The following is a 19,099-nucleotide window of genomic DNA, read 5'->3' as shown; positions in this document are numbered from 1 at the left end:
GCTTGCTGACCGCCTAACGGCAAGCCTCTTGCTAGTGACGGATAACCTATTTTTGAATGTGCAAAACTCCATCACTTACGTTGATAGTGTCCGCGCCGTCGGAAGTAGTTCCTATAAAGTCGAAAGTACCGTCGAGTAATTTGTTGTTTGAGTCGGGTACAGAAGTAAGTTTCAATGTCCCGCTCACAGCCTGATAGGCTATGAATCTCTGATTCATGTCGTAAAAGAAGGCTCTGACTTGCTGGCTGGTTGCGCTTATTGGATAAATGCCAGCGGTAAGGTTGTCGGCGATTCGTATGCTGAGGATGTGGGTGGAGGTATTGGGTCTATCTACATATTGACGTGACCAGGCCAGGATTGAAGAAGGCATATCGGAGTCGACTTCGTAGGTGTACTCGACCTCGGTGGATCGATAGTCCCAGTCAATCGCGCCGGTGATTATGGCCGACACCGAACCCTCATCATCGGTTTTTTGCTCTTCGCTATAACCCATTACATTCAGTGCGCCATTGGTTACACCAATGGCATGGGAACCGCTCTGTGCGTCAAAGTTGAAGTCTGCTGTGAGCGATTGATTCTGCTCGTTGACGGTAACGGTTATTGAACCACTTTTCGCAAGATAGTTATGCCAGGTTCCAAATATGGACTTGACATAATAGGCGCTGGCATCGCCAGCAGAGTGGCCACCCAATAAATATTTTTTTTGGTTGACGTTGCCTTCCATCGGGATAGAGAACGTAAAGAGTTGGTGGGTGCCGGTGCCGTTTTCTGGTGCCTCTGCAATCACGGTCCATGTATTGAACGTGTCATTGGGGTAAAAGGTGAACCTATTGGCAGAAAAGGATGCGAAATCAGGATCGTTGTTAAGGGAGGCTGTGCAAGTTCCGATTGTGTCATTGGGATGGTTTTTTCTGAAGAGCGTCATACCGAATGTCCACTGTGTGAAAAAGGGAAGAGTAGGTTATCGGGGGCGATGGGGTTTTTATACTGTCAAAGGTGACAGGTTTAATCCGTGATTTGTTTAGAATAAATAGCAATTACGGAGGGCAATCAGTCATTGGCTAAAATGTTGCTCTCGCAACAGCGAACACACACTTTGTTCAATCCGCACCGAGCGCCGGGGCGATGATAGGTGAGAAACAGCAGGGTTTCGGCGGATGTGCCTGTAGGCACGACTCCTGCACTGCATCGATACACACCACTCTCAGCCAGCGGACCACCGCACGCTTAACCCTCTATAGGAATACTCCCTATGAGCGTGCATGAACTAAAACGCCCGCTGGCCGTGGAATGGCCCGCCGAACTGCTTGGCAACCTGCCCAAGGCCCTTGAACAACTGCACCACTGGGCGCAGATCACCCCGCTGCACACCGCCTTGCGTCACAAGCGCCAGGGCCAGTGGTATGCGTGGCGCTGGATCGACGCCTTGCGTGACGTTGAGCGCCTGGCCGATGGTTTGCGCCAGCAAGGCTTCAACGAGCAGTCGCGCTTGGTCTTGTGCGGTGCGTTTGAGCCGAACCTGTTGCTGCTGGCCCTGGCCGCCCAAGCCGTCGACGGGCAGGTGCTGACCTTGGCCGATGACCTGGAGGCGGAAGCGGTGCAGCACCAACTATGGCGTATCCGCCCCAGCCATTCTTATGTGCAAGGCCGTCAGCAACGGCACTGGGCGTGCGCCAACCCGCTGGATTTCGTCCAGTTGCTCGGCCCGGTCGACCCCGCGCAACACCTCGTGCGTTGGTGGCAACCGGCCGGCGAAACCGCCTTGTGGAGCGAAGAGGGCACCCACTGGCAGGGCGGCCTGGCGGTGCTGCTGGAGCAGTGGCTCAACACCGGCCACGGCTTGGCTTTCCCGGAAAGCCTGGCCTCGGCGCAGCGCGACCGCCGCGAAGTCGCGCCCACCGGCTTGCTGTTGTCTGCCGAACGCCTGCAGCACCTGGCTGCGGAAATCGAAAGCCGCCTCGCGCCCCACGGTACCTGGCGCCGACGCCTGTGCGAGTGGGCCATCGCGCACCCGCAAAGCGGCCTGCGCCGGCTGCTGAAAAACCGCGTGCGCAAGCTGCTCGGTTTCCAGCGCCTGGCCTACATCTGGCAACCCCTGAAAGCCACCGCTTCGCCTACGTGGCTGGCTGAATTCAAACGGGACATCGCATGAGCCAAACCATTCTCCAGGTACGCGACATCTCGCTGTCGTTCAAAGGGGTCAAGGCGATCAATGCCTTGTCCTTTGACGTGCAGCGCGGTGAGATCTGCGCGTTGATCGGGCCCAACGGCGCGGGCAAGAGTTCGTTGCTCAATGTGCTCAACGGCGTGTATCGCTTCGATGCCGGCGAGATCGTCTTCGAAGACCGGCACTTTCACCGCATCGACCCATTGGGTGCGGCGCGCCGCGGCATCGGCCGCACCTTTCAGAACAACGCGCTGTTCAAGAAAATGAGCGTGCTCGACAACATCCTCACCGGCCTCTCGCGGCATATGCACAGCACGTTCATCGAGCAAGCCCTGGGCCTGCCCCGCGCACGCCGCGAGGCCGAAGCGTTCCGCCGGCGCGCCCAGGGCATGCTCGAATTTCTCGAACTGCAAGCCCACCGCGATGTGCTGGTGGGCAACCTGTCCTACGGCCTGCAAAAGCGCGTGGAGTTGGGCCGGGCGCTGATCGCCGGGCCCAGTCTGTTGCTGCTCGACGAACCCATGGCCGGCATGAACGCCGAGGAAAAACAGGAGATGGCACGTTTCGTCGCCGACGTTAACCGTGACCTGGGCACCACCGTGGTGTTGATCGAACACGACATCGGCGTGGTGATGGGCCTGTCCCACCACGTGGTGGTGCTCGACTACGGACGTAAAGTCGGCGACGGCACGCCCGCGCAAGTGCAAGCCAACCCCGAAGTGATCGCGGCCTACCTGGGAGCGGCGCACTGATGACGTTCTTCTTCGAAACCCTGCTCGGCGGCCTGCTCGCCGGCACCATGTACTCGCTGGTCGCCATCGGCTTTGTGCTGATCTACAAGGCCAGCGGCGTGTTCAACTTTGCCCAGGGCGCGATGCTGCTGTTCGCCGCGCTGACCTTCGTCAGCCTGCATGATCAGGGGGTGCCGTTTGCCCTGGCGTTGCTGCTCACGGTGATCGTGATGAGCCTCGGTGCGCTGCTGATCGAGCGCCTGGTGCTGCGGCCCTTGGTGAACCGTTCGCAGATCACCTTGTTCATGGCCACGCTCGGCCTCTCGTTCATCATCGAAGGCCTCGCCCAGGGCCTGATGGGCTCGCAGGTGCGCGCTCTGGATCTGGGCATCGACGATGTGCCGCTGTTCGTCGGCCCGCTGATGCTCAGCCAGTTTGACCTGATCGCGGCGGCGGTGGCGGTGGTGCTGGTGACGGTGTTGGCGCTGTTGTTCAACAAGACCCGCATCGGTGTGTCGTTGCGCGCGGTGGCGGATGACACCACGGCGGCGCTGTCCATCGGTATCAACCTCAACCGTATCTGGCAGATCGTCTGGGCCGTGGCCGGGGTGGTCGGGCTGGTCGCCGGGCTGTTGTGGGGCGCGCGCCAGGGCGTGCAGTTTTCGCTGTCGCTGGTGGTGCTCAAGGCCCTGCCGGTGCTGATCATCGGCGGCTTTACCTCGATTGGCGGGGCGATTGTCGGCGGGCTGATTGTCGGTGCCGCGGAGAACCTCGCCGAGGTGTATATCGGCCCGTTGATCGGCGGCGGCATCACGCCGTGGTTCGCCTACGTATTGGCCCTGGCCTTCCTGTATATCCGTCCCGCCGGCCTGTTCGGCGAGCGCGCCATCGAGCGAGTCTGAAACCATGTCGATTCCTGTTGCGCAACACTGCGCGCCGTTGGTGCTGATCCAGCGGCGCCTCCCTTGGGGCCTGATCGGCCTGTTGGCGCTGGCGTTCATCGTGGTGCCGTTGTGGGGCAATGACTACTGGCTGAACGCGATCCTGATTCCGTTCCTGGTGTTGTCGCTGGCCGGGCTTGGCCTGAACTTGCTGACTGGCTACACCGGGCAAACTTCGGTGGGCGCGGCGGGTTTCATGGCCGTCGGCGCGTTTGCCACCTATGGCTTTCTGCTGCGTCTGCCGGAACTGGGCTTGCCGGTGGCGCTGCTGGGCGGTGGGATTATCAGCGCGCTGGTCGGGCTGTTGTTCGGCCTGCCCAGCGCGCGGATCAAGGGCTTCTATTTGATGGTCACCACCTTGGCCGCGCAGTTTTTCCTGGAGTGGCTGTTCGTCAAATTCCCCTGGTTCTACAACTACGGGTCCTCCGGGACCATCTCCGCGCCGAAGCTGGCGCTGTTCGGCCATGACCTCAACACGCCGCTGGGCCGCTATCTGCTGACGCTGGTGACGGTGGTGGTGTTGACCTGGACCGCGATCAACCTGGTGCGCAGCCAGGTCGGACGCAACTGGATGGCGATCCGCGACATGGACACCGCCGCCGCCGTGGTGGGCATCCCGGTGGTGCGCTACAAGCGCCTGGCGTTTGCCGTCAGTTCGTTCTACCTCGGCATCGCCGGTGCGCTGTGGGCCTTTGCCTACCTGGGCACGGCGAGCGCCAGCAGTTTCGACATCAATCGCTCATTCCAGATCCTGTTCATCATCATTATCGGCGGCATGGGCAGCATCGCCGGCAACTTTGTCGGTGCGGCCTTTATCAGTTTGCTGCCGATTTTCCTCAGTCATGCCGGGCAGGCGTTGTTCGGCGGCGCGGTGGATGCGGGGCAGTTGCAGAACCTGCAAAAAATCATCTTTGGCGTGTTGATCATCGTGTTCCTGATCAAGGAACCCGAGGGCTTGATTCGCTTGTTGCACAACCTGCGTGACCGTGTGCGGCAGTGGCCGCTGCGTTTCTAACTTCCCAAGAGAATCCTTCATGCGTGCATCCTTGAAACGTTCTTTCGCCGGTGCTGCCTTTGCACTGGCGGCATTGGCCGGTGCTGTGCCCCAGGCCGTGGCGTCGGCCGATCAGCAATTTATTCCCCTGGCGACCTATCGCGTCGGCGCCTATGCGTCCAGCGGCGTGCAGGTGTGGGCCGGAATGATCGACTATCTGCGCTATATCAACGAGGTCGAAGGCGGCATCAACGGCGTCAAGCTGGTGTGGCAAGAGTGCGAGACCGAGTGGACGGCGGAGAAAGGCATCGAGTGCTACGAGCGCTTCAAGAACGGCCTGGATGGCGCGCCGGTGGCGGTGTACCAGCCCAACGGCGCACCGGCGGCGTATGCCCTGAGCGAGCGTGCGGAAGTGGACAAGATCCCGCTGATCACCCTCGGCTACGGGCGCACCGAGGCCACCGACGGCACGGTGTTCCCGTACAACTTCCCGGTGATGCTGACCTTCTACAGTGAGGCGTCGACGCTGGTGAACTACATTGCTCAGCGCGAGGGCGGGTTCGACAAACTCAAGGGCAAGAAGATCGCCACCGTCTACCACGACTCGGCCTATGGTCGCGAAACCCTCGGCCCGCTGAAGCTGCTCGCCGAGAAGTACGGCTTTGAAAATATCCAGATCCCGGTGGCCGACCCAGGCAACGAGCAATCGGCACAATGGCGCCAGGTGCGCCAGGCCAACCCGGATTGGGTGTTCCTGCGCACCTGGGGCGTATCCACCCCGGTGGCGGTGAAGACTGCCGCACGCTTCGGCTTTCCGGTCGACCACATCATCGGCGACATCTGGGCCAGTTCCAGCGAAGACGTGTTGCCCGCTGGCAGCTCAGCCAAAGGCTACCTGGCGCTGACGCCTTACCCGGCCGGTGCCGACTTCGAGATCCACAAACGCCTCAAGCACTACATCCTCGACAAGGGCCACAGCGACCTCAAGGACCTGAAAAACTTCGGCAGCGTCTACTACAACTCCGGCCTGGTGAATGCCGCCGTGGCGGTGGAAGCCATACGTACCGCCCAGACCAAGTTCGGCAAGCGCCCGCTCAACGGCGAAGAAGGCCGCTGGGGCCTGGAGCACTTGAATATCGACGACGCTCGCCTCAAGGACATGGGCTACCTGGGCCTGATGCAAAACCTCAAGCTGTCGTGCCGTGACCACGAAGGCGGCGGTTCGGCGCGGGTACAGCAATGGGACGGCGCCAACTGGACGTTGGTCAGTGAATGGATCCCGGCCGACCGTGCACTGTTGCGGCCGTTGATCGACGAAAAATCCGCCGCCTTCGCCAAGGAAAAAGGCCTGACGCCGCGCACCTGCATCGGGGATGAATAAACCATGCACCAGCCCGCCGCTGCATCCGCCACCCCGTCGTTGCTGACGGTCAACGACATCGAAGTGATCTACGACGGTGCGATCCTGGCGGTGGCCGGGGTTTCGCTGCACGTGCCCAAGGGCGCCATCGTCGCCTTGCTCGGCGCCAATGGCGCAGGCAAGAGCACCACGCTCAAGGCGATTTCCGGCCTGGTGCGCGCCGAGCGCGCCGAAGTCAGCCGGGGGGTGATTGAGTACGCCGGCGCCGACCTGGCCGGTGTCGACCCCAGCCAGCGCGTGCGCCAAGGCATGGTTCACGTCCTGGAGGGCCGCCATGTGTTCGGCCAACTGAGCGTGGAAGACAACCTGCGCAGCGGCGGCTTTGTGCGGCGCCTGAGTCGCCAGGACATGGAGCACGACCTGGAGCGTATCTACAGCTGGTTTCCCCGGCTCAAGACCAAGCGCCACACCCGCGCCGGGCTGACCTCCGGCGGCGAGCAGCAGATGGTCGCCATTGGCCGGGCGTTGATGACCCGTCCTACTTTGGTACTGCTCGACGAGCCGTCCATGGGTTTGGCGCCTATGATCGTGCAGGAGATTTTCGCGATCATCGCTCAGCTCAACCGCGAGCAGCAGGTGAGCTTCCTGATCGCCGAGCAGAACATCAACGTCGCGCTCACCTATGCGTCCCACGGTTACGTGCTGGATACTGGCCGCGTGGCCTTGAGTGGCAACGCGGCGCAGCTGCTGGCGCGGGGCGACTTGCACGACATTTATCTGGGTAAACAGTAAAGGCGAACAGGCATGACTGACTCCATCCGCAACGCCGATGTTTTGATCATCGGCGGCGGGCTAAGTGGCACGATGCTCGCGGTGCAACTACTGCGCCGGCCGGGCCAGCGGCGGATTCTGGTGATCGAACCGCGCGCCGAACTCGGCCGTGGCGAGGCCTACAGCGCAGTTGAGCTGGGCCACACGTTGAACGGCAACGCCGCACGCATGAGCGTCGACCCGGACAACGCCGATGACCTGACCCAATGGCTCACCGACTACATCGCTGCCGGTGGCTGGCCGCAGGCGCACCAGCAGCGCGTGCCGATCAGCGAATTGTTCCCACCGCGCGGGATCTTTGGCTTGTATGCGCAGCAGCGGTTGGCGCAGGCCCAGGCGTTGTCGGCGTCGACGGTCGAGCATGTGCGCGGCGAAGTGGTCGATGTGCAAGTGGATGAAGCGGCGACGTTGTTGACCCTGGATAACGGCCAGCAACTGCGCGGCGCCTTTGCGGTGCTGGCCACCGGAATGTTTCCGGCGGCGCGTACGCCGCAGACCGAGTCCAGCGGTTTGAACGCGGCGGCGGTTGACCCATGGGACGTGAGCAGCATGACCCAGATTGACCCGCAGGCCAGCGTGCTGATCATCGGCTCCGGGCTGACCATGGTCGACGCCGTGGTGTCCCTGGAACTGGCCGGGCATCGCGGGCCTATCGAGGTTTTTTCACGGCATGGGTTGTTGCCCCATGTGCGTCGGCAGCCGCCGGCCTGGGTGGACTTTCTCGCCGAAGACCCGAGCCTGCGCAGCCCTCGGCAACTGCTGCGCGAGGTGCGCCGCCAATGCCGGATCGCACAGGCCCAGGGCATCGATTGGCAAGCGCCGCTGGACACCGTGCGTGCGCATATCGGCCGGTTGTGGAGCCAGGCCAGTGAGCGGCAAAAGCGTCAGTTCGTGAGGCATGTGCGGCCGTGGTGGGAGAGTCATCACCACCGCTCACCGCCGTTGAGCGCGCAGTTGGTGGTGCGCTTGCATGAAGCGGGGCGCTTGCGTATTCAGGCGGCGTCGTACAAAGGCCTGGAGCCGTCGGTAGACGGCGTTTGCATTCGCGTGCGCTATCGCGGCGAGCAGGCAATCACTCGGGTTCGGGGGGCGGCGCTGATCAACTCCAGCGGCATCGAATATGACTGGCGCCGCGTAGCCCGGCCGCTGCCACAGCAATTGCTCAAGCGCGGCTTGATCCGGCCCGGGCCGCTGGCATTGGGGATTGCGGCAGATGCGGGTGGGGCGGTGGTGGACTCGCAAGGGCAAGTCAGCAGCCGTTTGTTCGCCATGGGCCCGCCGTTGCGGGGGCTGTGGTGGGAAAGCACGGCCGTCACCGACGTAGCACTCCAAGCCAAAGCCCTCGCCTCAAAACTGACCCCGACCTTGTAGTGAGCGGGCTTGCCCGCGCTGGGGGGCGAAGCCGCCCCAAATCCCGGCACCTCGGTCTTTCTGATACACCGCGGCGGACCGTTTTGGGGCGGCTTCGCCCCCCAGCGCGGGGCAAGCCCGCTCACTACAAGGTTATCTGGGGGTTTTGATAAAGCCGGGTTTTAGGCCGAAGACCTCGACCCCTTGCGCCGTCGCTTGCCCGGTCGTGACCTTGACCCGTTCCACCGGCTTGTCCAGCGCCTCCCGGTACTCCACTTCACCGCCAGCGAGCGCCTGCGCCGGCACGACGATGGCCTGTGCATTGTTGTAAGTGACAATGGTCAACCGCGCACTCATGCCCAATCGCACCCGCTGCAACTGCTGTGGCGTGAGCTTGGGAATCGACAGGCTCACCGCAAACTGCGCGCTGCCCTGGCTGTCACCGGCAATCGCCAAGCCGCTGACCACGCTGACCACGCCGTTGAGCCGTTCGCCATCAAACCCGTCGCCGAGCACCTCCACGGCCTGGCCTTGATGCAACCTGTTGATGTCCAATTCCGAGACCTTGGCGACGATCTTCAACCGCTCGATATTCGCCAGGCCAAACAACACCTGGCCCTGGTTGACCTTGCTGCCGGCCTGCACCGGCGCGTTGTTGCTGCCTGGCGTCGAGGTATTGCCGGGGGCGGGCACCACGATTCCGGAGAACGGCGCCTTGACCTCGCGGCCTGCCAGCAGCGTGCGCAGGGCGTCGTATTTGACCGTGGCATTGGTCAGTTCCATGTCGGCGATCTGGCGGTATTCGCCCTTGCCCTGGTCGATGGCCTGTTGCAGTTCGCTGCGGGCCGCGGCGAGATCGAGTTGTTGCTGGCGGGTCTGTTGCTTGAGGTCGTCCAGTTCGTTGCGCGGGATGATGCCGCGCTGGAACAGGTTTTCGCTTTCACTGAGTTTGCGTTGGGTGTTGCCCGCGTTCATTTCGGCGGTGCGCAGGCTGCGCCGCGCGCGGCTGACGGCAGGGCTGCTGTCCCAGTCCTGCATCTCCTGCACGGTGCGACGTGCCTTGAGTTGGGCAGCGAGGGCTTCGCGCAGTTGCACTTCGAGGGTCGCCGGGTCCATGCGCAGCAACACCTGGCCCGCGTCGACCCGCTGGCCTTGCTCCACCAGGTTCGCCTCGACATTGCCATCGAAGGGCGCGGTGAGGATGAGGGTGGTGTCGGGCTCGATCTTGCCCACCAGGCCGATCTGATGCACCAGCGGCTCGGGGTTCACCGCCAGCCATTGCTCGGTGGCGGTGGCCGGGCTTTCGGCGGTGCTGCGCCAGGTCAGCCCGGCGCCGACCAACAGCACGATCAACCCGGCGCCCAGCAGGCGTTTTTGATTAGTAGTCATTGAGGGCGATTTCCCAACTTTCCAGCGTCATGCCCAGGGTCAAGTCGAGCTGGGTCTGGGCGTTCAGATAAGCGATCAGCGCATTGAGCTGCGCGTTTTCGGCATTGCGCAAATCGGCCTCGAAACTCAGCACCTGGAAGTTGGTGGAGCGCCCGGCGCTGAGTTTTTCCCGTTCGATCTCGATCTTGCGCCGCGACAGCTCCACGGCGCGCTGGGAGATTTCATATTGGCGCCAGCGGGTGCCGAGGTCGCGCACCACATCGTTGACACTGCGCTCCAGGGCCTGGCGGGCGTCGGTGATGCGGATCTGCTGGTCTTCCACGTTCACCCGCGCGCGCACTTCGGCCTGGCGCGTGCTGATGTCGCCGATGGGGATCTGCACCTGCACCCCGGCGTAGCTGTCCCAGGTGCGGTTGTTGCGGCTGCCGGCGTCGTTGTTATAAGCGTCACGGATCTGGTTGGCGCCGGCGACCAGGTCCACTTGCCAGCGTCCGGAATCCTTGGCGATCACCAGGTTGAGGTCGGCCTGTTGGCTGCCGAGCAGGGCGGCTAGGTATTCCGGCTGCTGGTTTTGCGCGAGGTTGAAGGCCTGGCCCTTGTCGATCTGCATGGGGCTGGCCTCGAGGGCTTCTGTGGCGCGAATCGGCGTGGACAGGTCCAGGGCCAGTAGGCGCAGCAACGCCAGGCGGGTGGTGTCGAGCTGGTTCCGGGCTTCTTCGACGCCCAGTTGCTGGGTGGCGATGTCGGCTTCGGTCTGCACGATTTCGAACTCGGCCATGCGCCCGGCACTGATCAATGCTTTGTTCACTTCCAGCAGGGTGCCGGAGCGTTTGAGCGCATCTTGCACGATGCTCAGTTGTTCCTGGGCGCGCAGCAGTTCGCGGTAGGTGGCGATGATCTGGCTGATGGTCTGCGCCACGGTGGCCTTGAGGTTGAGGCGGTTGGCCTGTTCCGCCAGGCGCGACAGGCGCAGCGGGGCGGTGGTGGCGTCCCAGCCGGCACCCCGCATCAGCGGCTGGATCAGCGCCAGGTCGAGGCCGTCGCTGCGGTAGCGGCCGGCGCGATTGGCGTTGTTCAGTTGCTGGGTCCAGGCCATGCTCAGGCGCGTGCCGTACTCGCCGAGCAGGCTGGTGGCCGGTGCCACGTTGGCGTTGCGTGCGTTGTCGGCCGAACCGCGGGTGCTGCGGTAGTAGCTGTTGAGGGTGAGCTTGGGGCTGAAGACGTCTTCGGCCACGCGCAGGTCGAACTTCTGCGCCACCCGTTGCAGGTACGCGCTGCGGATCGCCGGATTATTGCGCAGGCCCAGGTACACCGCATCGCCCAGGGTCAGGGCGGTGACCTGGGCATTCAACGAGACGCTGCGCGCGCTGCTGGGCGCCGAAGGGTTGATCAGCACGTCGGCGGCCATGCACGGCAGGCTGATCAGGGCGACGACGGCGAGCCATTTATTCATCGCGCAAGGCCTCCACCGGCTGCAACCGCGAGGCCGAGACCGCCGGGTAGATACCAAAGAACAGACCCACCAACAACGTACTGCCGACCCCAAGGGGCAGGGCGGCGACGGCCAGGGCAAACTCCCAGCCGGACAGCCAGGCGTACAGCCACGCGGCGCCCATGCCCAGCACCGCGCCGCACAGCGCGCCGACGGCGGTGAGGGTCATGGCTTCGAGCAGGAACAGGTTGCGGATGTCACGCTGACGCGCGCCGAGGGCCATGCGGATGCCGATTTCGCGGCGGCGCTGCGACACGTTCATCAGCATCACGTTCATCACGCCGACCCCGCCGCCCACCAGGGAGATCGCCCCCAGCGCCAGTAGCAGGTAGGCGAAGGTGCGGCTTTGCCGGGTCATGCCGTCGATCATTTGCTGGGGCACGGTGATGTCCACGCTGTGTTCGCTGAGCTGGGGTTGCAGCGCGGCGCTGGCGGCTGCGGCCATGTGCTCCATGTCCTGGCCGGGTGCGGCACGGATCACCACGTTGTTGATCTGCGGGGTGGCGTAGATGCGGCGCATGCCTTCGGCCGGGATAAACAGCGATTCGCCGCCCTGCACCGGCATCAACATCGCGCGCGGTTGGCGGTGCAGGATGCCGACGATGAGGAACAGGTAGTCGTTGATGCGTACCCGATCTCCCAGTTGCAGCGGGTCGCCGGGGGCGCTCAGGGCCTGCACGAGTTGGTCGCCGATCACCGCGTAGGTTTCATTGGCATCGAATTCCGACAAAAAACGCCCCTCGGCCAGGCTCAAGCGCATCGCATCTGGCAGGCCCGGCGTGCTGCCGACGTAGTTGGCGTTGGCCGTACGCCCATGGAACACCACCGGCCCGCTGAACAGGCTGAGCGCGCCGATATGCGCGATGCCCGGCACGGCCTGGCGGACGGCGTCGAGGTCGAGGCGCGCACGCATGGTCACCGCGTTGCTGCCCTTGGGCGGGAACCCGGCGATCAGGGTGTCGGTGCCCATGTCCTTGAAGATCATCGCGGCATCCACCGCCGCGTTGTGGCCGATATTGATCAATGCCACCACCGACGAGCTGCCGATCACGATGCCGAGCAACGCCAGCACCGAGCGCTTGCCCAGGGTGCGCAGGCTGAGGAACGCTTCATGCAGCAGTTGGCTCAGGCTCTGCTCGACCCGCAGGCTCATGGGTGCGCGGCCTCTTGCACCATGCCGTTGCGCACCAGGATCTTGCGCTCCAGGCGTGCGGCGATCTGCGGGTCATGGGTGACGATGATCAGGGTGACGTGCTGCTCGCGGTTGAGGGCCAGGAGCAGGTCCATGATGTCCTGGGCGGTGCTGCTGTCGAGGTTGCCGGTGGGTTCGTCGGCGAGGATCACCGAGGGGTTGCCCACCAGCGCCCGGGCGATGGCGACCCGTTGGCGCTGGCCGCCGGAGAGGTCGGCGGGGCGGTGGTGAGCGCGGTCGGCCAGGCCGACCTGTTCAAGCATGCGCAGCGCCTGCGCCACCGATTCATGGCGGGACACGCCGCGATAACTCAGGGGCAGGGCGACGTTATCGAGGGCACTGAGGCGCGGCAGCAGGTTGAAACTCTGGAATACAAAACCGATCTGCTGGTTGCGGATCGCGGCCAGTTCATCGGGCGTGGCGTTGAAGATGTCGTGGCCAGCGAAGTGGTACCTGCCACAGTTGGGCAAGTCGAGCAGGCCGAGGATATTGAGCAGGGTGCTTTTGCCGGAACCGGAGGCGCCGAGAATACCGCAGCTGTCGCCACGGGCGATGGACAGGCACACATCATTGAGAATGGACAATGGCTGTCCGGCCAACTGGTAGCGTTTGCCGATGCCTTGCAGGGAGATCAAGCCTGGGTGCGCGGGGGTATCTGTCATCATGACTACGCCTTCAGTCTCGACGCTACCCCGTACTCCCGGTAAAGCCTTGTAACAAGATCGGGTGCTGCCGGGTAGGCGTCATGGACCGGTTTTATTTCTTGTTTTTAAAATATTCTTTGAATAGTAACCGCGTTCAATGCGCTTCGCCAGCCATGGATGTAGAGCGGTTTTACCCTTTGAAACGAAGTTCCCGCTGGCCGTTTCGAGCCCCCATCAACCCCTTTGACCAGCCTCCATGTCCCCGTTTTCAAAGGCTTTGGATAGCATGGTGGTGTGTCACTACTTGCTTTCGACGGGCGGCCCCGGTATAAAAAATCAAATTATTTTTTAAAACAATATTTCCGCCGTGGAACTCTTATGGTCGCGAAGAAACTCAGCGCTCCAAACGTTACCAAAACTCGATTGCTGGATGCGACTGAGGCCCTCTTTATCAAGTACGGATATGACGCGGTTTTGTTACGCCAGATTACCGAACGTGCCCAAGTCAACCTGGCCGCCGTGAACTATCACTTCGGGGACAAGGATTCCCTGATGAAAACCCTGTTGATGCAACGCCTGGAGCCGCTCAACGAGCAGCGCCTGGAGCTGCTGGCCCGCTGCGAGGCCGAATCCGACGGCCCCCTCGATTGCGACACCCTGCTCGGCGTGCTGTTCGCCCCGGCCATGGGCCTGGAACGCAGCGACCCAGCCAGTGGGGAAGGCCGTTCGTTCATCCGCTTCCTCGGTCGCGTGTACAGCGACACCTCGCCGTTTATCCAGGAATACCTCAAGGTGCATTACCAGCCGGTGTTCCAGCGTTTCTTCGAAGCCTTCGCCCTGGCCTTGCCGGACCTGCCGCGCAATGAACTGGGCGTACGCCTGCAATTTGCGCTCAAGGCGATTTCCGGAGTGATGGCCGGCACGGAACTGCGCCTGCTGATGAACTCCATGAGCCTGGGCCGCCCGGCGACGGATGCCGAGGTGATGGCCAAGTTGATCACGTTGGTGTCGGCGGCCATTCGTGTCCCGCAACAGAGCCCCGAGGCTGAAACCGCGTTGGCGCGGGTATTGGATACCCAGCGTGCGATTCGTGAACAGGCGGCGGCGCCGGTCGCCAAGGCTTCGCGTTAAAGCAGATCCGAGGCAAAAAAAAAGCCCGCTGGGGCGGCGGGCTTGATATGCAACATTTGTAACGGATGAGGCTTCACACTACGGCTGCAGATGTGAATAAATCGTGAAAAATATGTAGGGAAAGATGTGAACCCACTTGCAAAGCACAAATGTCACGCTCGCAAGATGACCACGCAATGCAGTACCACTCGTCGTGACTGTCAGTTCTGACAGGTAGACGCTAAGACTCTCCAGGAGTTTGATTTCCTTGTCTCGTGGCCTGAAAGGCCCGCGTTCAAGGAGTTCAATCATGTCTAAAGAACCAGCGGTGCAGTCGCACCTGCCTGTTTGTTGCCAGCCTTCCACGCACGTCAATGATCTTGAACCGCCGATTTTTTCCAACCCGGTACTAGGTGTAGTGGGGGCAGATATAGGCTTGGGCGCACGCCATCTTCAGCCCTATTTGCTTGTCACGCTCTCCCGATGGACCGGATTAAGCATCGGCGATACTTTTGAGATTTACGCGCAGAATAGTGTCATCCCACTGGCGTCGGACTTTGTCAGGTCCGGCGAGGAAACCAATAGCTTCTTCCGGCTTGTCATAGAAGAAGAACGGTTTCCGCTAGGCCTCACATTTCCGGTGTTTTCACGTGTGGTTCGAAATGGCCCCGGCACCCCTAGCACCTCGGACAATCTGACTGTTTTCGCCAAGGTGGAAAGGCCAGGTCTCGACGAGCAGCCTGGGCTGGGCTACCACGATAAACTGCAGTTGAGTTTGCCTGCTGACCTGGCAGGCCCTGGTGCAGTCTTGACGCCAGAGCGTGCGGCGCTAGGTGTGACGCTGACCATCGATTACCCCGGCAAACGTGTGCGCGATAAGGTGTATCTGTACTGGGACACAATCTTGAATTTGGTGATCTTTGAGCTCGATGATGAGCATGCTGAAGGCCTGAAACCGATTGAGGTGGAGGTCCCCCCTGCGATCATTGGTACCGGCAGCGGGCTGATATCTATCCGCTATCAGGTTTTTGATGAGGTTGAAAATCGCTCGGGGCATGTTGAACACTTTTCTCAAGCTGTGAACCTGCTAGCCGAGCTAGATCCGAGCCTGCTTGAGCGCGCGTACTTCCAAGTCAACTTTATGGACGCGACAACAGTCAACTATGACGAAGAGGCGGGAAGCAATTTCCGGGTCGAGGTTGTTACTCCTCGTCGGCTGCCAGATGGAAGCTTGACGCCTGCGGGCGCTCGTATCGTAGTGACGTTGAGCTGTACCCGCGCCGATAGTTCCACCTTTACAGTGGAATTGCCCGATGCCTTGGTTAATCCGGGCCGGTCCAGTTTTTTCAATGTAGATGAGGACATTATCAAACAGTTGGTCCAGGGCTCGATGAAGATTACCTGGCGGCTGGATTTCCCATTGGGAACATCAATAGCCACCTCCCAGTCGTTGACGGTCCTGATCTCCGGCACGATTGCGAATATGCCGGCGGTCAATGTGGTGCAAGCCCTGGGGGGCGTGGTAGACCCCAGCGAACCTTTCGTCACCGTTGAGTATCCCAACCCGTCCTTCACCCCCTACGACCCCGGTTACCTGGTCACCCTCTGTATGGAGGCTTACTTGCCGGGCGGGGGGATTGTCTCCTATGAAGTCAGCCACATCGCAGGCGATCCACCGCCGCCAACGCGTTTTCGCACGGTCTCTAACGCCATTTTTTCGCGGTTCATTGGGTTGGGCCCAGTGAGGGTTTTCTATAAGGTCGACGATGGCGTGGTCCGCCTGCTGGGGGCGGGCACGCAAACCGTTCGCGAGTCCGAATCGACGTTCGTGGAGTTCGGCCCTCGATTAGCTGAAATGCCACGGCCGGAAATCGATAGGGTCGATGATCAGGACAACTTGGACCCGCGTGACCTGTTTGGTCAGCTCGATATCACACTGCCCTATCTGAGGACCGCCCCCGGCGACCTCTTTCAATGGCGCCTGGTAGGAAGCGCCCCGACCGGCAGTACCAACGGTGAAATCCGTCTCAGCACAGCGACAGCGGGTAGACCTGTTCTATTTTCACTGGACAGGCACTACGCAGACGCCAATCTCGGCGGGACTATCCGCCTGAGTTATTCCCTGATTCCTGCGAATGGCTCGCGGCCGTTGCATTCTGAAGTGCTTGAAGTAACCGTTGGTAGCCCGATAGGCACGTTGCTCCGCCCAGAGGTACTGGAAGCGCAGAAAAACCCCGACAAGTTGCAAGCCGAGGCGGCACTAAACGGCGCGACAGTCCGGGTTACGACCCCGCAGATCCTGCCCTCTGATGAAATTAAAATGTGCTTTACAGGTGATGATGGCGTTGGGACCTATTGCGAAACCAAGCCTGGCAATACATTCAAAACTGTTGACTTTGATGTGCCGGCGGAAACGGTGGGGGCTAACATTCAGGCTGGCGGAAGGTTCATCACCGTGCAGTACTGGTTGATCCGCGGAGGGCGGGAAACACCGTCGCCGGCACTAAGTCTGGAACTGTTGCCACCGACGTTTCAGCAACCCGTCATCCAAGGGCATAGCGGCGATACGCTCAACACGGGTGCACTTGTTGGCACGGAACTGGTGATGGCAGGGCCCTGGCACTTTGCCCAAGAATTCCAACGGGTTTGGCTGGAGTATCACGGCAAAAATGCTGATGACACTGACTACGAGCGCGTGTTGTTGGATGGTGAACTTGTTGGCAGCGGCGGCGTGACGAGTGGCATTAGCACCCCGGCATTGGTGTCTGAATTGCGTACGCTCAAGAATGCTTCGGAACTGGAGTTACGTTGCTGGGTCAGCTTCAACCGCAGCGCAAACAAGACCGATGCATTGATGTTTCCAGTGCGCAAATACACCGTTCAGCATTTAACTTTCATTACGCCTACTCTGACCGTACACGACTCACGGGGCCAGCTGGCCAACAACGCTACTACCTACGACACTAGCGTGACGCTTAAGGGCAAAGCCACGGCCAACCAGCAAGTCCGGCTATATGAAAACAACGTTCAGCTGATCGATCGTCCGGTAAACGCGAGTGGGGACTGGAGCTATACGCGTACTCTTGCTCAGGTTCGCAGTTATGCATACAGGGCAGTGGGGTTATATGACACCCAGCCTTCGTCTGGCACCACGACCATTCAGCGGGGGGCTGCCCTCTCCATAAATACCGGAGCAGTTACACTGAACCAACGTATCTGGTTATGGAGAGATGACCCAAACTATGCACCTCACAGCGGTCCAGGTGTCTTTACGCGATCTGCCACTGGCGGCCGCACTCCTTACACCTACCGCTCAAACAATGAAGCGTGTGCGCGGGTGAATTCGCAGACGGGAGCAGTCAGCGTCCGTGGTAATGGAAGCGCGTACATCACGGTGACTGATGCTGATGGCAATGTACTGGGTTATACCGTTAGCGTAGGCGGTGTGAAGTACTTCATGGACTTTGGCGGTGGTGGTGGTTATCACGAGAGTGGCAGCCAGGCAAGTGGCCGAGGAGGGCGGTTGCCGAGCTTGGGTGAGCTTCGGGAGATCTATGATGTGTATGGTGGCGGGAGCTGGCGGGGGCAAGCTCACCAAGCGTTCTGGTCAACTGACAGTGCCGGCTTCTTGGCTCGTTACGGTAAGAACCTTTATAGCGGTGGTGAGATCAATGCGTCTGAACTGGGGAATTTGTTGACGTTGGTTATTTTCTGACAGGTGGTGAACCGGAGCAGATGCTTTTGTATCTGTTCCGGTTTTCGCTTGTTTAGATGCTCCACCGGATTGACGTTTTTGCTAGCCGCGCACGCATCGCATCGACATTGCTCAACAACTGCAACGTCAACAACTGATACCCATCCAGAGCACTATAGACCGGTGTATCCAGCACAGGCTCCGCTGCTGTGATGTTGCCGTGCCGCTCCAAGCGCTCCACCACCCCCGACTTCAACGCCCGCGCCATCCCCACCAACTGCACGCGAATCTGTCGATGTTCGGCCTTCAACATCACTTGCATCCGCGCCATCGCCTGTTCATCGCGAGGATCGGGACGCGTGTTGCCAAGAATCTCCAGGGTGCTGATGCACAGGCGCAGATGACGCTGGATAGCGTCCAATTCGGTCATGGAAATTTTGACTTCCTTGGACACCGAGGGCATCAGCGAGCGCAATTGCAGCATCGCCGCATTCAGGCGGTTAAGCAGTTTGAAATGCTCATCATCGGTGACCGACCGCCCGCTGATAATCCGGCTATAAATCTCGGCACAATCACGCAACGCACTGGCCAGGTTGTAGCGCCACGAATACACCGCATACAACGGCAGGGCGAACGAGAAGGCCAGGGCCAGCACGATGCCAATGAGGATGTCGACGGTGCGCCACAAGCCATCCGATATAGGGTTGTCGCCATGCCCGGCGACGATAAACACCGTGATCGCCGACAGCAGCGCGATGTACCCGCCCTTGCCGATGGCGTGATAGGAAAAGAACCCGCACACCACCGACATCAGCAAGTAGGTCAGCAGCGGCTGGCCCAGCCACGCCTGTTGCAGCACCAGCAGCAAGCCCACGCTGGCGCCGATCAAGGTGCCGTAGGCGCGCTCCACGGCTTTCTTGCCGATATTGCCGTGGTGCTGCAAGCCGCCGATCACGATGAGCATGGTCACCGACGCCCACTCGCCGTGGGGCAGGTTGATCCCGGTGGTCAGCAGGATCGTCGCCAGCAGGCCGATGGACACGCGCACGGCGTGGATCAGCTTGGCGTGGCGATAGCGGCGGTACGGGTCGAGCAGCGGGCGCAGCAGGCGCCGGGCGAAGAGGGGCAGGTTCATCGGTACTAAAATGGCCTCAATAGTCAGGACGCGTGCAGTCAACTGTGTGAGCTGGCTTGCCTGCGATTG

15 protein-coding genes are annotated in these 19,099 nt (G+C 61.2%); 9 read left to right on the top strand and 6 right to left on the bottom strand.

What is annotated here, in order from left to right:
• Nucleotides 1-46: 46 nt before the first annotated feature.
• Entirely contained in the window at nucleotides 47-925 is an 879-nt protein-coding gene (locus OPU96_RS06390; protein WP_498558856.1) for a DUF6252 domain-containing protein, read from the bottom strand.
• A 327-nt stretch (nucleotides 926-1,252) separates the two neighbouring features.
• On the opposite strand from OPU96_RS06390, the gene OPU96_RS06385 reads away from it, so the two are divergent.
• Genes OPU96_RS06385 through OPU96_RS06355 form a run of 7 tightly spaced genes read left to right on the top strand, consistent with a single transcriptional unit; the run spans nucleotide 1,253 to nucleotide 8,395 of the window.
• Nucleotides 1,253-2,152 carry an AMP-binding protein gene (locus OPU96_RS06385; protein ID WP_305391099.1) on the top strand — a complete coding sequence of 300 codons (900 nt, stop codon included), beginning with the start codon at nucleotides 1,253-1,255 and terminating at the stop codon, nucleotides 2,150-2,152.
• Nucleotides 2,149-2,919 carry an ABC transporter ATP-binding protein gene (locus tag OPU96_RS06380; RefSeq protein ID WP_498558855.1) on the top strand — a complete coding sequence of 257 codons (771 nt, stop codon included), beginning with the start codon at nucleotides 2,149-2,151 and terminating at the stop codon, nucleotides 2,917-2,919. The genes OPU96_RS06385 and OPU96_RS06380 overlap by 4 nt, the downstream gene beginning before the upstream one ends.
• Entirely contained in the window at nucleotides 2,919-3,800 is an 882-nt protein-coding gene (locus OPU96_RS06375; RefSeq protein WP_192296586.1) for a branched-chain amino acid ABC transporter permease, read from the top strand. The genes OPU96_RS06380 and OPU96_RS06375 overlap by 1 nt, the downstream gene beginning before the upstream one ends.
• A gap of 4 nt (nucleotides 3,801-3,804) precedes the next feature.
• The gene (locus OPU96_RS06370) at nucleotides 3,805-4,854 is read left to right on the top strand and encodes a branched-chain amino acid ABC transporter permease (RefSeq protein WP_226456400.1); all 1,050 of its coding nucleotides are present in this window, start codon (nucleotides 3,805-3,807) and stop codon (nucleotides 4,852-4,854) included.
• Between the two features lie 19 nt (nucleotides 4,855-4,873).
• On the top strand, nucleotides 4,874-6,214 hold the full coding sequence (locus OPU96_RS06365) for an ABC transporter substrate-binding protein (RefSeq protein ID WP_498558854.1): 1,341 nt from the start codon (nucleotides 4,874-4,876) through the stop codon (nucleotides 6,212-6,214).
• A gap of 3 nt (nucleotides 6,215-6,217) precedes the next feature.
• Complete coding sequence (locus OPU96_RS06360; protein WP_192296583.1) at nucleotides 6,218-6,985, top strand: ABC transporter ATP-binding protein; 768 nt, start codon at nucleotides 6,218-6,220, stop codon at nucleotides 6,983-6,985.
• 12 nt (nucleotides 6,986-6,997) lie between these two features.
• On the top strand, nucleotides 6,998-8,395 hold the full coding sequence (locus OPU96_RS06355) for an FAD/NAD(P)-binding protein (protein ID WP_498558853.1): 1,398 nt from the start codon (nucleotides 6,998-7,000) through the stop codon (nucleotides 8,393-8,395).
• A 132-nt stretch (nucleotides 8,396-8,527) separates the two neighbouring features.
• Here OPU96_RS06355 and OPU96_RS06350 read toward each other — a convergent pair whose 3' ends face one another.
• Genes OPU96_RS06350 through OPU96_RS06335 form a run of 4 tightly spaced genes read right to left on the bottom strand, consistent with a single transcriptional unit; the run spans nucleotide 8,528 to nucleotide 13,112 of the window.
• The gene (locus OPU96_RS06350; protein WP_305391096.1) at nucleotides 8,528-9,763 is read right to left on the bottom strand and encodes an efflux RND transporter periplasmic adaptor subunit; all 1,236 of its coding nucleotides are present in this window, start codon (nucleotides 9,761-9,763) and stop codon (nucleotides 8,528-8,530) included.
• Nucleotides 9,753-11,216: a TolC family protein gene (locus OPU96_RS06345; protein WP_192296580.1), complete on the bottom strand. Its 1,464-nt coding sequence runs from the start codon at nucleotides 11,214-11,216 to the stop codon at nucleotides 9,753-9,755. The genes OPU96_RS06350 and OPU96_RS06345 overlap by 11 nt, the downstream gene beginning before the upstream one ends.
• On the bottom strand, nucleotides 11,209-12,408 hold the full coding sequence (locus OPU96_RS06340; RefSeq protein WP_498558852.1) for an ABC transporter permease: 1,200 nt from the start codon (nucleotides 12,406-12,408) through the stop codon (nucleotides 11,209-11,211). Before OPU96_RS06340 ends, OPU96_RS06345 begins: the two co-directional genes overlap by 8 nt.
• Complete coding sequence (locus tag OPU96_RS06335) at nucleotides 12,405-13,112, bottom strand: ABC transporter ATP-binding protein (protein WP_498558851.1); 708 nt, start codon at nucleotides 13,110-13,112, stop codon at nucleotides 12,405-12,407. Before OPU96_RS06335 ends, OPU96_RS06340 begins: the two co-directional genes overlap by 4 nt.
• Nucleotides 13,113-13,469: 357 nt before the next feature.
• Here OPU96_RS06335 and OPU96_RS06330 point away from each other — a divergent pair, with 357 nt between their 5' ends.
• Together OPU96_RS06330 and OPU96_RS06325 are read left to right on the top strand one after the other, a co-directional pair.
• Nucleotides 13,470-14,222, top strand: coding sequence for a TetR/AcrR family transcriptional regulator (locus tag OPU96_RS06330; RefSeq protein ID WP_192296577.1), 753 nt, complete (start codon nucleotides 13,470-13,472; stop codon nucleotides 14,220-14,222).
• Between the two features lie 289 nt (nucleotides 14,223-14,511).
• The gene (locus OPU96_RS06325; RefSeq protein ID WP_305391095.1) at nucleotides 14,512-17,916 is read left to right on the top strand and encodes an immunoglobulin-like domain-containing protein; all 3,405 of its coding nucleotides are present in this window, start codon (nucleotides 14,512-14,514) and stop codon (nucleotides 17,914-17,916) included.
• A gap of 52 nt (nucleotides 17,917-17,968) precedes the next feature.
• Here the strand turns inward: OPU96_RS06325 and OPU96_RS06320 are convergent, their stop codons facing one another.
• Entirely contained in the window at nucleotides 17,969-19,030 is a 1,062-nt protein-coding gene (locus OPU96_RS06320) for an FUSC family protein (RefSeq protein WP_226456393.1), read from the bottom strand.
• Nucleotides 19,031-19,099: the final 69 nt, after the last annotated feature.

Source organism: Pseudomonas sp. RP-B7 (genome assembly GCF_059803535.1).
The sequence above is the reverse complement of the archived record's forward strand: the minus strand, read 5'-3'. Positions and strand labels throughout refer to the sequence as shown.